The following is a 13,651-nucleotide window of genomic DNA, read 5'->3' on the forward strand; positions in this document are numbered from 1 at the left end:
CCATGGGCATTTTTAATTTTCAGTTCGAACCTGCACCTCGAATTATTTGTGAATTGGGTGCATCTCTACGGTTAAATTCCTACTTGGAGGATTGCCGCCATGTGTTCGTTGTCACCGATAGCGGTTTGGTGCAAGCGGGAATTATTGAACAGCCAGTCGCTGCACTAATTAATTCAGGAGTGAACGTCACAGTCTATGACGGGGTAAAGCCAGATCCATCCGAGCATGTCGTACTTGCAGCGGCTGAAGCTGCTCGAAGCGCTGGTGCCGATTGCGTCGTCGGATTCGGCGGCGGCAGTTCGTTGGACACCGCTAAATTGGTGGCCCTGCTGGCATCTACTCCGCAGTCGCTAAAGGACATCTACGGAAGCCAACAAGCCCGAGGATCACGGTTGCGATTGATTCAAGTTCCAACTACGGCAGGAACTGGTTCCGAGGTAACACCAACGGCTGTGGTCTCCACGCCAGACCACCAAAAGAAGGGAGTCATAAGTCGGTTGCTGCTTCCCGACGTAGCAGTGCTCGATGCAGGCTTGATAGTGACCTTGCCACCAGCAACTACAGCGACGACTGGTATTGACACCATGGTGCACGCCATTGAGGCATATACCTCACGTAATCGAAAGAACCCCCTCTCCGACCAATTTTCGATCCGCTCGCTGCAGCTCTCCCATACCTATATGGGCCGCGCTATTGCTGACGGCACTGATCTCCAGGCCCGACAAGCGTTACTTCTAAGTTCTTTGATGGCAGGTGTCGCCTTTGCGAATTCTCCTGTCGCTGCCATACATGCACTTGCCCATCCCTTGGGCAGCCACTTTCATCTGCCGCACGGCTTGGCCAACGCACTGGTCATGATGCCGGTCCTACGCTTCAATCTGCCTGCGGCAGAACTTCAGTATGCGGAACTAGCGCGCGCTCTGCATCCTGAACTACGCGAAGCGACCGACTTCGTAGCCGCAGAAGCTTTCATGATCACAATCGCAAAGCATGTGACCAAGGCGCCGATCCCACAGCGGTTACGCGACGTGGATATTCGTAAAACCGATCTTCCAAAGCTGGTAGATGCCGCCATGACAGTCCAGCGCTTATTAGTCAACAACCCTCGTGAGGTCGGATATTCAGACGCGTTGCAAATATACAACGAGGCGTATTGATCCTTTTTACCCGAGAAGATTTCAATTCTTTACATCTAATTCATTTTTCATTTTTCATTTTTTCCGTATTAATGCATGACAGCACTAATCACGTTAAGAGATCGTCGCTCCCTATATAAATCATTGCAATACTTTCAACAAGCAACGTAGCAACTGAGTATTAATTATATTTCACCTTGATCACCAGCAATTTTCTCCAATAACTTATCTCGAAACGAAGCAAAAACCATGAAAAGCACAACTTTAATATCCGAAAAATTGCTTCCAATTTGCATTGCAGGCGAATGGCGCCTTGGTGGAGGCGAGGTCTATGAAAGTATCTATCCCGCGACAGGTGAGGTTGTTGCTCGTTTATGTGCAGCATCACTAGCTGATGTCGAGGAGGCAATTCAGCGTGCGCACAAGGCATTTCTTACGAGCGGCTGGGCGAAAAAACTCCCTCACGAGCGGGCAACAGTGCTTTTCAGGATCGCTCAGCTTATCCGGGAAAATGCTGAGGAGCTGGCGCAAAAGCAGCGACTTGATAATGGAAAGTCGATTAAAGAAACGCGCGCTTTGGTCGCTAGTGCTGCGGGCACCTTCCAGTTTTTTGGCGCGGCCTGTGAGACATTGGAAGACTCCATCACTCCATCGAGGGGCGACTACGTAACGATGAGTGTGCATGAACCGATGGGAGTCGTGGCAGCTATCACTCCCTGGAATTCTCCTATCGTCAGCGACGCCCAAAAGATGGCCCCAGCACTCGCTGCCGGCTGCGCCATTGTTCTAAAGCCTGCAGAAATCACACCAGTCCTGGCCCTAGAGCTAGCACGCATCTGCCAAGCAGCAGGTGTACCCAAAGGACTCATCAGTGTGTTGCCGGGCAAGGGCTCTGTCATTGGCGATGCAATCACCAAGCACCCTCTTGTCAAGCGAGTTTCGTTCACCGGAGGTACCTCTACGGGAAAGCACATCGCTCGTATTGCAGCCGAAAAGATGATGCCAGTGTCCATGGAGCTTGGGGGCAAATCTCCAACCATGGTGCTGGAAGATGCGGATCTGGATCACGCGGTTGCCGGAGTGCTTTATGGAATTTTCAGCAGTTCCGGCCAGTCCTGCATCGCAGGGTCACGGCTATTCGTTGCTGAGCCGATCTACGACGAGTTCCTAAGCCGCCTCACTGCCGGCGCTAGGGCACTTCGCGTAGGTGACCCGTCTCAGGACACCACGCAGATGGGGCCGCTGATTTCATCCTCTCATCGAAATAGTGTCGAGCGTTACGTGGAACTGGGTGTCTCGGAGGGGGCCAGTATTCGGACAGGCGGTTCTCGCCTTGGCAACGACAGGCTCTTGGGCAAGCTGAGCAACGGCTATTTTTATGAGCCGACTATCCTCGAAGGACTCTCCAATAAAGCCCGCACGGCACAGGAAGAGATTTTCGGACCAGTATTGGTTGCGATGCCCTTCAAAGACGAGGCCACGCTGATCGAGGAGGCCAACGATAGCGTTTATGCGCTTGCTGCAGGCATCTGGAGCCGCGATTTCAAACGTGCCTGGAAGCTTGGGCGGGCTGTACAAGCAGGTACCGTATGGATCAACACATACAAGCAACTCTCCTCTTCAACACCGTTTGGAGGATGGCGCGACTCAGGCCTTGGACGCGAAAAGGGACGCGCAGGAATCTTTCAATATATGGAGCAGAAAGGCATGTACTGGGGTACAAACGAAATGCCGCTCCCATGGGCCAACCTTTCCTAACTGAATAGAACTAGTTTGTAAGTCCCGGAGGATTGGCATCATGAATAAAAGTTTCAATCGCTGGTGGGGTGTACTCACGCTGATGATGGTCGTGGTGATTGCCTATATCGACCGCGTGAACGTTTCCGTGCTCATTGTCGATAGTGATTTCCTTCGTGCCTTTGGTATCGAAGGAGATCGTCAAGGCCAAGGTTCGATGATGACAACGTTCCTTCTGGGATATGGGATCTCAGCACTTATCCTGACGCCTTTATATGAGCGCTTCTTAGGATATCGCCGTGGTCTACTCGTAAGCATGCTGGCTTGGGCAGTTTTAACTGCAATTGCCCCCTGGACAGGCTCATTGTTTGCATTTTTAATTCTACGCACCGTACTAGGCATGAGCGAGGGGCCGCTATTCTCACTCAAGACCATGTACGTGCGAGATTGGTTCTCCGCTAACGAACGGGGAAAACCAAATGCGGTGAGTTCGATGGGAGTGTCTTTGGGGCTAGCAGTGGGTTTTCCCCTGATCAGCTGGCTGCTGCGAGAGCATGGATGGCATTCATCGTTTGAAATGCTTGCGATGCTCAATCTATTGCTGGGGCTGCCACTGATCTACTGGTTCATTCATGAAAATCCGCAAATAGCAAAAGTAGCTTCCACCAAGCCAAATATAGGTCTGAAGCAAACTGTACGTGGCGCATTCACAATGCCTCACTTGATTGCAATGCTTGCAGTAGAAGTCTTCACGCTAGCGTACCTATGGGGCAGCAGCTCCTGGCTTCCAGCCTATCTGGTTCAGGATAAAGGCTTTTCGCTAAAGGAGATGGGGTGGATGTCTTCTCTGCCGTTCGTAGTTGGCATCGTTGCCAACTTTCTAGGAGGGCTCCTGGTCGACCTACTGCCCCAGCAACGTGTTCCGCTGATCTTCACATTTGGGGGGTTAGCCACTGCGCTTTCAGTCTTCATGCTGATGGGCGCTGACAATACCGCTACTACCGTTGTCTATCTTCTTATCGCAAGTGCCTGCTGGGCCCTGCAGGGCGCGGCGATCCCTTCGATCGTGCAAGCCCTCTCTCCAGCGGCCAGCGTAGGAAGTGCATACGGAATCATCAATGGTGTGGGCAATCTTGCGGCGGCATTCATGCCAATGGCGATGGGCTCCATGATGAAAGGAAACGTAGCGGGAGGATTTTCGTTACTCGTCTGCTCACAAGTTCTGGCTGCAGTCAGCGGGTTCTGGATCTTCCTACGCTGGTCATCTGGCCTCGCTGCCAAATCATGAATCCCGGATCGGGTAGCTGCTCGGGGTTCTCAAAACCACAAACGCTGCCCTCCTCTGCGCGGCACAGCCTCGGGCAGCTTCCGACTAGGCCCAAATCTTGGCTCTGATCTTGGACCTACCCGTCAGGTCCCGGATGATTGCGCACGTTCTTGACGAATAAATCGGGCACTTTCATCCTCCATTTTTTTGAGCGCTTGCCGCTGTTGAAGTGGGGTGAGCGCAGTACATGACTCAATCGTCCATTGAAGCGTTCAATCATGCCGTTGATCTGCGGTGTCTTGGGCCTGGTCAGCCGATGTTCGATCTCCAGCGCTTGGCATAGCTGGTCAAACTCATGCTCGCCTGTGGGCTGGCGGCTGCCAGACAATCGGCCTGACGGCTCGGTGAATAAGAAAACTAGAAAAGAGGCCGAAGCCTCTTTTCAAATGCATTGGTGGCCGGGCTGATATTTTTTCGGCTGGCGGTGCCGCAAGCCTTGAAGCCCCTCACCGTCAGCGCTTGTTCCCTTGCTGGGTGTATTGCGCGTACAACTCGTCAGCCATTTGTCGCAGCGCACGACCTATGGCCGCGTACTCATACTCGTTGAGATTGGCCAAGGAGGCGCGTCCCGATGGACGGTCCGAGCCGAAGCCGCGCCCCGGCAGGAGCACGATCCCTGTTTCGTCGGCAATCCGGAACAGCATGTCGCCGGTCGAGGACTGCTTGACCGCCCATTTCGAGAACGCTTCGCCATAAAGCTTCGAGGTCACGTCCTGCAGGTCAATCAAGGTGTAGTAATCGACCGCATTTTCATCTCTTTGCGGAGGCGTTCCCAACTCGCGATACAGCGTTGCTTCACGACGCCGTATCAGTTGCTTGAGCGTGTGCTTGTACTGGTCGCTCTCGTCCATGAGCGCAAACAGCGAGAACAAGGTCATCTGGACCTGCTGCGGAGTGGACAGACCGGCCGTGTGGTTCAAGGCAACAGCGCGGCTGTCGGCAACCAGGCGATCTATGAATTTCAATGAACGCACATCGGGCAGCAGTGAACGGTAGCGATGATCGAGCGCTGTTTTCTCGGACTCCGGCAGCTTGCCCAATGCCAAGTCGAAGATATTTTCCTTGTGCGCGGCCACGACACCCAGACGCCAGCCAGTGGCACCAAAGTATTTGGAGAATGAATAGACCAACAAAGTGTTGGCCGGGCAAATCGCAAAGAGCGACTGAAAGCCATCGGCAAACGTGCCATAAACGTCATCGGTCAGGATCATCAGATCCGGTCGATGTTCGGCCACAATCTTGCGCACACGCTCCAGACTGCGCTCGTCCATCTTTACCGATGGCGGATTGCTGGGGTTCACACAGAAGAAGATCTTGATGGCCGGATCCTTGAGCTTGTCCAGCTCGGAATCCGGATATTGCCAATTGAGGGCCGGGTCGGCATTGATGGCCACCTCCTCCAGCGCATACTGGGCCAGTTCCGGAATTTCTATGTACGGAGTGAAAACCGGCATGCCGATGGCTACCTTGTCACCAGCCTTGAGCAGGCCGTTGACCTTCATGCTCTCGAAGATGTATGCCATGGCGGCCGTTCCCCCCTCGACCGCAAACAGGTTCACGGACTCGCTGGGAATTGCATCGGCCCCCATTTCACGGATGATGTACTGGCGCACGATTTTTTCGCTGATGTTCAGCATCCGAGGGGGAACGGGGTAGTTGCAGCCCAGAATACCGTCGACCATTTCGTGCAGGAAGGCGGCCGGATCCAAACCCAGCTGATCGCGCACGTAACTCAGGGATTTACCGAGAAAGCGCACGCCTTCCTGATCGCGGTTCTCGGCAATATAGCGCTCGAAGCGACCTTCTATGCCCTCGATCTTTGCCAGGCCTCCAACACCCACCGTGGTCATATACGAATACGAAAGTTCCGACTCGGTAGCCGCGAACAAGCCCAGACGGAAAAATGCTCGTCTCGGGGTGGTTGCCAGAAAATTGGGATTGCCCCGCCCCGCATTGAGCATGAGGCGGTTTCCGTCGCCCGAGGCGATCTTGATCAACTCATCCTTGAGCTCGAACGGGCTCAAGTTCGCCAGACTCTGATAATCCTTGCTCATATCGCAACTCCTTCCATTCGTCCTAGTGAATCAGTGCAGGGGTTTCACGCAAAGGCAATGACCAGCGGACCCAACAAAGTCAGGAACACATTGGCCAACGCATAAGTGATTGCAAACGGGGTGGTGGGGATTGAATTGCCGGCCTTGTCCAGAACCTCGCCAAACGCGGGGTTGGCACTGCGTGCGCCGGACAGCGAGCCCGCGAACACGGCAACGTTGTCATAACGCAGCACATACTTGCCAAACAAAATGGCAATCAGCAGCGGAATGATGGTGACCAGAACGCCCAGCATGAACAACGTCAAGCCCTGCTCCATGACCGTGCTGACCGCCTGCTGGCCGGACTGCAGGCCCACCATGGCCACAAAACCTGCCAGCCCCAGATCGCGCAGCAATGTCGAGGCGCTTGTCGGCATATTGCCCATGGTGTGCTTGCGGCTGCGCCACCAGCCAAACAGCAGGCCCGAGAGCAAGGCACCGCCACCGCTGCCCAAGGTGATGGGAATAGCGCCTATGCGCAGCACCAGCAGGCCGATCAGCAGGCCGACGACAATGCCGAAGCCGTGGAACACCCAGTCGGTCTTGTCGCTGGGAACAATGATGGGACCGGCGGCCTGAGCAGCCTTCTGAACGTCCTGAGGTGTGCCGAACAAGGTGACCACATCGCCGGGCATCACCATGGTCTGCGCAGTGATGGGAACCGGCGATCCCGCACGTATCAAGCCCTCGGCATAGACGCCGTGCTTGAGATCCTGAGACAGGCTGTCCAGAATGTCCTTGACGCTGCGGTTCAGATACCGGGAATTGGAAATGGCCACATCGCGGCGCACCATCACCACATCCATGCCCTGGGCACCGGGCAGCTCATCGCCTACCGACTTGCCCAGAGACACCACGGCGGAGCGGCGTCCGACCAGCAAAATAATGTCGCCAGCCTCGAGTACCAGGCTGGGGTCTACGCCGACCAGCGCATTCTTTCGCTGAATGCGCTCCACTGTCACCCTGCCCTGAGTCCCCTCGGCTTCGAGATCAGCCACGGTTTTGCCTGATTGGGCGACGCGGAAAATACGCCCCACCAGATCGGGTGCCGCTGGCGATTCACCCACGCCATAAACCCGAACGCCCTTGAGTTGCTCCTGCTCGGCTTGAACCGCGTCATCCCGGATATTGCGTCCGGTAATCCATGGCAGGACATTGACGCACATGATGATGGCGCCGAAAGAGCCGAATATATAGGTGACCGCATAGCCGATGGCAACATTGGCCTGCATGCGCTGCACCTCTTCACCCGAGAGTCCGAGTTTCTCAATGGCAGAGCCAGCCGTCCCAATGATTGCCGACTGCGTCAGTCCGCCGGCGGCAAGGCCTGCAGCTAGGCCTTTGTCCAGCCCGAATATCCGGGCAATCACCACCACCGTGATCAAGCCGGACAAGGCCACCACGACGGCCATCATGATTTCCTTGACCGAATGACGCCCCAAAGAATTGAAGAACTGCGGGCCGCTTTCGAAGCCTACGGCGTATATGAACAAGGCGAAAAGCACAGCCTTGATGCCTGAATCGATCTGAATGCCGATCTGGCTGATCAACACCGCTGCCAATAGCGAACCAGCCACACCACCTAACTGGAATGACCCGAAGCGGAACTTGCCGACCCAGTACCCCAGAGCCAGAGACGCGAAAAGTGCGGCTTCCGGTGATTGGTGAAAGATGCTTTTGAGTAATTCCACGGCCACCTCGACTTCCGGATAAAAGGATCAAGCAACGGAAAGCCCGCCCTAGCCCCCAAAAGAGGGAGGCATTGGAAATGCTTGAACTCAGGAGAAAGCGGTTTGCTACTGGGAAGCGTGGATCGAGATCGCCTATCTCAAAACTGATGCCACGTCCATTAGCTGGATAGTTTCTTGTCTTCTTCTATTTCCACCCACTATTAAAGACAAATGCGTATCGAAATGTAGGACGTTGCCGATTATTCTTTTCAAAATACTCAGGACTCTTCAATTAGGCTTGGCATTGACCGCCAATATTGACAAGCCGCCGGCAGAAGCCGGCGGTCAAGTCTGTGGCGCCGAGACTGAGCGGGATCGCAGACCAGGAGCCAGCTACCGGTTAGCGCAAGGTTCGCCGGTTAATGGAGCGCCGGGTTGCCGCCAGATTGCTTCGACGCGCCAGGGGTTGAGCCACATTTGGATCAGCTGTATTGGCTGCAGCCGCCAGTCTTTGCTGCGCCTCCAGCAGGCTCTTGAGATCGGCTGCACGCTCCTGTGCCAATGCAGCCGTGTTCTGAGCGGTCTGCAACTGGGCATGCAGATTCAGGATCTCCTGCTCGGATTGTTCAAAGCGAGTCTGCAGCTCTTGATAGCGAGACTCTGCCTTGCGCTCCTGGTCCTGCAGGCTTTTTCGCGCTGCAGTGAGTTCCTGCCGCGCACGATCGACCTCGTTGAGCATATGGCGCTCGTTGCCCGCGTACTGCTCGGCCATGCGCTGGCGCTCGGCGGCGGCCGACTGAATTTCCTCGCTGTGCTTTTGCTGCTGCAACTCACGCTGGCGTACGGCATTGCTCAGCTCATCACGTAGTTCTTCCAGGCGCTGATCACGTTCCTGTAGCGTCTGCTGCATTTCGTCAAGACGCCGGGCCAAGTCTTGGGCGTGATTTTGAGCTGCCTGCAGGGCCTGATTCAGCGCATCTTTTTGCGCTTCCATGGTGGCCTGGCGCTGCGCGAGTTGCTCCTGTTGCGCCACAAATGCCTGCTCCGCAGCTTTCAAAGCCTGTTCGCGAAGATCCAAAGCCTTGCTGGCTGCGGCTTTCGCCTCTTCCTGCGCCGTATTCCAGAGCTCTTCGGCAAGGCGCTGCACAGGGTCTGGCACCGATTGCAACACGGAAGGGTCCTGCTCTCCTGCCACGCCCAGACGACGGCCCAGCGTGGCAAACCAAGTCTCCAGCATAGGGCTGACCGTATTGGGAGAGCCTCGCCCGATCTGCTGGCGCACCCGCTCTATGGTCGGACGCAGTCCCTGAGCAATCAAAGCATCCGCTGCAGCCCAGACATCGGACTCCTGCACACCTCTAGACGTAGTTTTGCTTGTATTCATACCTATTCTTCAAATAAATAACGATAAGTGATTGTTATCGTTATCTATATTACAAATACGTAATACACAATACATCTTATGTATTAAATATTACGTATGAAATTTTCATACAGATGACAACGTACATTAACCCGTTTTCAACCCCTTTTTTTCGGATGAAGTCCGTTCTGAGTTCAAGCAAGAGCAATTTCGCTGGCTTGCATACTGGTGGTTCTGCCAAGCCTGTGATCAGGCTGGCATGAGGGCGCGCTGTGCCTGATAGCTGCCATTGATGTACGCGATGCCTGCCATCAGCTCGCAGGCTCTCAACAGAGTTGCGCCCGCCTGACAGGGCGTGAATAAGGACTCTTGAGTAAGGACGCGTGAGTAAGGACAGCAGGGGCCGCAGTGCTGGGCCTCCTTTTGCCGGCACATTGATTTCAGCTGGCGTGCAAAGTCAGGGCGAAAATAGCGTCATGGATTCACGCAAGCCCTCGCCCTTCCCTGCTCCAGCGGCCTTTGATGCCAACCGCCTACAGATGCGGGATATGCCACCAGCCGCCCTGGCACCCGAAGCGCATGAAGCCATCAAGGAACTGATGCATGAAGGCGAATCCCGCAACACGCGCAACAGCTATCAAAGTGCCATGCGTTACTGGGCGGCCTGGCATCTGCTGCGTCTGGGCCAGCCCATGCAACTGCCGCTGCAGGTTTCCACGGTGCTGCAGTTCATCATTGACCATGCCCAGAGGCAGAGTGGTACCGGCCTGCTTCATGAGATGCCTCCCGAAATCGATGAAGCCTTGGTAGCTGCCGGCTACAAGGGTAAAAAAGGGGCACCTTCACACAACACGCTGGTGCACCGCATGGCCGTGATGTCCAAGGCACATCAGGTGCATGCCATGTCCAACCCCTGTCAGGATGGGGCGGTCAGGGAGTTGATGTCACGTACGCGCAAGGCCTATGCAAGACGCGGTGATCTGCCCCAGAAAAAAGAGGCGCTGACGCGAGACGTGCTGGAGGCGCTGCTGGCCAGCTGTGACGATAGCTTGCGCGGCCTGCGCGACCGGGCGCTGCTGCTGTTTGCCTGGGCCAGCGGCGGGCGGCGCCGCTCCGAAGTGGCCGCTGCTGATATGCGCTTCCTGCGCGCCGTGGCAGGTGGCGAGTTCATCTACACCCTGAGCCATAGCAAGACCAACCAGAGCGGCACCGATGCCCCCGAGAATCACAAGCCCGTCACCGGACGCGCAGCCATCGCCCTGAGAGCATGGCTGGACGCAGCAAGCATCACCGAAGGTCCTATCTTCAGGCGCATCCGCAAAGGAGGCCATGTGGCAGAGCCACTGACTCCCGCTGCTGTGCGCAACATCGTCAAGGAACGCTGTGCACTGGCCGGTGTGGAAGGAGACTTTTCGGCACACTCGCTGCGCTCGGGATTTGTGACCGAGGCCGGCAGACGCAATCTGCCGCTGGCTGACACCATGGCATTGACCGGGCACCATAGCGTGAACACGGTACTCGGCTACTTCCGGGCCGACTCGGCGCTCAACAATCAGGCGGCGCGTATGCTGGACGAGGACTGATCAAGCCCCATCAACTGCAGCGCAGTCTGATGAATGGCAGATTGCGGATCGGCCAGTTGCAGCGGCAAATCAAAGTGGTTGGTAGCCGGCGCCTCCACCCATTGCCCCGGCAGACAACGCGCCTGCCACGCAGCCAAGTATTCGCGCGACTGGCGCTTGAATTCATGGCTTTCAAACTCGCCACAGCTCACGCGCAGCTGACACTGACCATGCGTACTCGCATCGGGAAGTAGAAAGCGCGGGCTGTTGCGTATGGCTGCAGCATCGTCCAGCTGCATCCAGCCGTTGATATGGGTTGTCAGCAGCGGCTGCAGGTCAAACAGACCGCTCAAGGTCAATACCGACCGAGGCACGGCCTGCGCTGGCAGGTCATAGTCTTGCAGCCACTCCTTGGCCAGCAACATGGCTGCCAGATGTCCACCGGCCGAGCTTCCGCAGACACAGATATTGTGGGCATCACCGCCGTAGATGGCAATATTGCGCACCACCCAGGCATAGGCTTGGCGCATCTGCTCGACGATATGATCCAGCGTGGCGGCCGGAGCCAGATCGTAGTCAGGAACCACGACGATAGCCCCCTCCCGCGTCAGCGCGGGTGCCATGAATGCCGAATCATCCTTGCTCAAGGCCTTCCAGTAGCCGCCATGAATGAAGATGAAAACAGGCGCCGCTTGTGCTTTTCCTGCCTGAGTTGCGGGCAGATAGATATCCAGAACATCCACGGCCCTGGGGCTGTAGCGCTGGTTGCGAACTGCACCAGGCAATGCAAACGCAGCCAGGCTTTCCTGCGTGTAGCGCGCCAGATACGCAAGCGGATCCTGCACGCTGGCACGGGCGTTGTATTGGCGGTCGTAGTAAGCAGTCGTGAGGACGGTCGAGATGGGATGCATTTTTCTGCGCGGCTTTGGGCTTCGGGCGGCGATCACTCGCAGCGCACAGCATAAGCCACGCTGGTAGCTCTTTGGAGCCCCGAAAGCGTCAACTGCACGAGCCTGCATCCTCCAATTAGACCTATACGCCTGTCACTTAGACACATTAAATTACATTCATGCAACTGGAATCAGAGCGTTGGAGCAGGTGTTGAGAAAAGCAAAAATGGGGGCTGGCTGCGCAGCCATGATGTGGGGCCTCTGCGCCCAGGCCGGCGGCCTTGATAGAACTGGCCAAGACCTTGGGCCTTTGTTTGAAAACGGCCGCTATCTTTCCGTGGAGACCTATACGGTTCGGCCCCGGATCCAGGGCACGGATGCCTTGGGCAAGTCCACCGGTCAGGTCGCCGACGATTACACCCAATGGGGCTTTGCATACAAGCAGGATGTGAATCCACGCACCTCGGTGCTGCTCATGTTGAGCAAGCCTTTTGGCCTTGACATTGCTTACAGCCCTCTGCAATCGCCTCTTTTTGGCGGCACTCAGGCCCGCGTGAGCAGCCATGAGCTCATGGGGGCCATGCGCTACCGCTTGGATGAGCACTGGGCTGTTCATGGTGGGCTACGCCTGCAGCGCACCGAAGGACATGTGGCTCTGGGGGGAATGGTGTTTGGAGCGCTCAATGGGTACCGGGTGGATTTCAGACCCAGTACCGAGCCTGGCTACTTGCTGGGCATGAGCTATGAGCGCCCCGATATGGCTTTGCGCGTTGCTGCGACCTATTACTCAGCCATCAAGCACAAGATCGCTACCCGTGAAAACCTATGGCCGGGCGAAACAAGCACGGCATCGACAGCTCCGCAGAGCTTCAACCTCGATATTCAGACAGGCATCGCGCCAGGTACCCTGCTCTTTGGACAGATTCGCTGGACCAACTGGTCGCAATTCAGGCTGTATCCGCAGACCCTGGCGGCGGTACTCCCAGGCCACAGCCTGGCAGACATGGAGGACACCACCACCTACACGCTGGGTCTTGGACAGAAGTTGGCTGCGAACTGGTCCGGCTTTGTCGCCATAGCTTATGACAGGCACAACGACAAGGCCGCGCTGTCGCCATTGCGCCCCACCAATGGTCGCCTTGGCTACACAGTGGGGGTGAGCTATCAGCAAGGGCAGTTCAAGCTCACGCCCTGGCTGAGCTACCAGCGTCTGGGCTCGGTAGATATTTCCAGCGGCGGCACAACCCTGGCGAATTTTGATGCCGAGTCCGCCACAGCGTTCGGGATCAGGCTCGGCTATCAGTTCTAAGAACAATCGCAGCTATCACGCTGCTGCAATCTGGCAGCCGGCGCCCGGAACACTCAGCCTAGCGCCGCGATCACCTCGGCCGGGGCCTGTACCAGCTCAATCAGCACGCCTTCGCCGGCAATCGGAAACTCGTCATTGCTCTTGGGGTGCAGGAAAGTGATGTCATAGCCCGCCGCTCCCTTGCGGATACCGCCGGGAGCAAATCGCACGCCATTGGCCGTCAGCCATTCAACGGCCTTGGGCAGGTCGTCGATCCACAGGCCGATGTGGTTCAGCGGCGTGGCGTGCACGGCGGGCTTTTTCTCGATATCCATGGGCTGCATGATGTCCACTTCCACCTTCATCGCGCCCCGCCCCATGGCCAGAATGTCCTCGTCCACGTTTTCGCGCTCGCTCTGAAAGGTGCCGGTCTGCTCCAGACCCAGCATGTCCACCCACAGCTTTTTCATGCGCTGTTTATCGGTGCCGCCGATGGCGACTTGCTGAATGCCCAGAACCTTGAAAGGACGATTGCTCATGAATAACTCCTTGATTGATAGCTTAAGACGCAATACTGATAAGCGC

General features: G+C 56.2%; 10 protein-coding genes and 1 pseudogene. 5 read left to right on the forward strand and 6 right to left on the reverse strand.

Features of this window, described 5'->3' with window-relative positions; all coding sequences use genetic code 11:
- The first annotated feature begins 2 nt into the window (after window positions 1-2).
- The 3 genes from CTR2_RS13820 to CTR2_RS13830 all read left to right on the forward strand — a co-directional run bounded on the left by CTR2_RS13820 (window position 3) and on the right by CTR2_RS13830 (window position 4,161).
- Window positions 3-1,157: an iron-containing alcohol dehydrogenase gene (locus tag CTR2_RS13820; RefSeq protein ID WP_254913337.1), complete on the forward strand. Its 1,155-nt coding sequence runs from the start codon at window positions 3-5 to the stop codon at window positions 1,155-1,157.
- A 228-nt stretch (window positions 1,158-1,385) separates the two neighbouring features.
- Entirely contained in the window at window positions 1,386-2,894 is a 1,509-nt protein-coding gene (locus CTR2_RS13825; RefSeq protein WP_087083326.1) for an aldehyde dehydrogenase, read from the forward strand.
- Window positions 2,895-2,934: 40 nt separating this feature from the next.
- Window positions 2,935-4,161, forward strand: a complete 1,227-nt coding sequence (locus tag CTR2_RS13830; protein WP_087083324.1) for an MFS transporter — start codon at window positions 2,935-2,937, stop codon at window positions 4,159-4,161.
- Between the two features lie 196 nt (window positions 4,162-4,357).
- On the opposite strand, the pseudogene CTR2_RS13835 reads toward CTR2_RS13830, so the two are convergent.
- The 4 genes and pseudogenes from CTR2_RS13835 to CTR2_RS13850 form a co-directional block, all read right to left on the reverse strand.
- Window positions 4,358-4,522: pseudogene (locus CTR2_RS13835) on the reverse strand (IS481 family transposase); the annotation flags it as partial.
- Between the two features lie 130 nt (window positions 4,523-4,652).
- Window positions 4,653-6,254, reverse strand: a complete 1,602-nt coding sequence (gene aspD / locus CTR2_RS13840; protein ID WP_087083320.1) for an aspartate 4-decarboxylase — start codon at window positions 6,252-6,254, stop codon at window positions 4,653-4,655.
- 44 nt (window positions 6,255-6,298) lie between these two features.
- The gene (aspT, locus tag CTR2_RS13845; RefSeq protein ID WP_176391645.1) at window positions 6,299-7,984 is read right to left on the reverse strand and encodes an aspartate-alanine antiporter; all 1,686 of its coding nucleotides are present in this window, start codon (window positions 7,982-7,984) and stop codon (window positions 6,299-6,301) included.
- A 379-nt stretch (window positions 7,985-8,363) separates the two neighbouring features.
- Window positions 8,364-9,347, reverse strand: coding sequence for a DNA-binding protein (locus tag CTR2_RS13850; RefSeq protein ID WP_087083315.1), 984 nt, complete (start codon window positions 9,345-9,347; stop codon window positions 8,364-8,366).
- A gap of 455 nt (window positions 9,348-9,802) precedes the next feature.
- Here CTR2_RS13850 and CTR2_RS13855 point away from each other — a divergent pair, with 455 nt between their 5' ends.
- Window positions 9,803-10,909 carry a site-specific integrase gene (locus CTR2_RS13855; RefSeq protein ID WP_087083313.1) on the forward strand — a complete coding sequence of 369 codons (1,107 nt, stop codon included), beginning with the start codon at window positions 9,803-9,805 and terminating at the stop codon, window positions 10,907-10,909.
- Here the strand turns inward: CTR2_RS13855 and CTR2_RS13860 are convergent.
- A complete protein-coding gene (locus tag CTR2_RS13860; protein ID WP_087083311.1) occupies window positions 10,879-11,799 on the reverse strand; it encodes an alpha/beta hydrolase in 921 nt (306 codons plus the stop codon). The genes CTR2_RS13855 and CTR2_RS13860 overlap by 31 nt on opposite strands.
- Window positions 11,800-11,986: 187 nt before the next feature.
- Here CTR2_RS13860 and CTR2_RS13865 point away from each other — a divergent pair, with 187 nt between their 5' ends.
- Window positions 11,987-13,087, forward strand: coding sequence for an OmpP1/FadL family transporter (locus CTR2_RS13865; RefSeq protein WP_254913336.1), 1,101 nt, complete (start codon window positions 11,987-11,989; stop codon window positions 13,085-13,087).
- Between the two features lie 53 nt (window positions 13,088-13,140).
- Here CTR2_RS13865 and CTR2_RS13870 read toward each other — a convergent pair whose 3' ends face one another.
- On the reverse strand, window positions 13,141-13,605 hold the full coding sequence (locus CTR2_RS13870) for a VOC family protein (protein ID WP_012838377.1): 465 nt from the start codon (window positions 13,603-13,605) through the stop codon (window positions 13,141-13,143).
- Between the last annotated feature and the right edge of the window lie 46 nt (window positions 13,606-13,651).

Source organism: Comamonas thiooxydans, assembly GCF_002157685.2.
Lineage (GTDB): Bacteria > Pseudomonadota > Gammaproteobacteria > Burkholderiales > Burkholderiaceae_C > Comamonas > Comamonas testosteroni_H.

Excerpts from the sequence above, each read along its gene's own strand:
- CTR2_RS13820 (WP_254913337.1), top strand. The coding sequence starts at position 3 with ATGGGCATTTTTAATTTTCAGTTCGAACCTGCACCTCGAATTATTTGT.
- CTR2_RS13825 (WP_087083326.1), top strand. The coding sequence starts at position 1,386 with ATGAAAAGCACAACTTTAATATCCGAAAAATTGCTTCCAATTTGCATT.
- CTR2_RS13830 (WP_087083324.1), top strand. The coding sequence starts at position 2,935 with ATGAATAAAAGTTTCAATCGCTGGTGGGGTGTACTCACGCTGATGATG.
- aspD (WP_087083320.1), bottom strand. The coding sequence starts at position 6,254 with ATGAGCAAGGATTATCAGAGTCTGGCGAACTTGAGCCCGTTCGAGCTC.
- CTR2_RS13850 (WP_087083315.1), bottom strand. The coding sequence starts at position 9,347 with ATGAATACAAGCAAAACTACGTCTAGAGGTGTGCAGGAGTCCGATGTC.
- CTR2_RS13855 (WP_087083313.1), top strand. The coding sequence starts at position 9,803 with ATGGATTCACGCAAGCCCTCGCCCTTCCCTGCTCCAGCGGCCTTTGAT.
- CTR2_RS13860 (WP_087083311.1), bottom strand. The coding sequence starts at position 11,799 with ATGCATCCCATCTCGACCGTCCTCACGACTGCTTACTACGACCGCCAA.
- CTR2_RS13870 (WP_012838377.1), bottom strand. The coding sequence starts at position 13,605 with ATGAGCAATCGTCCTTTCAAGGTTCTGGGCATTCAGCAAGTCGCCATC.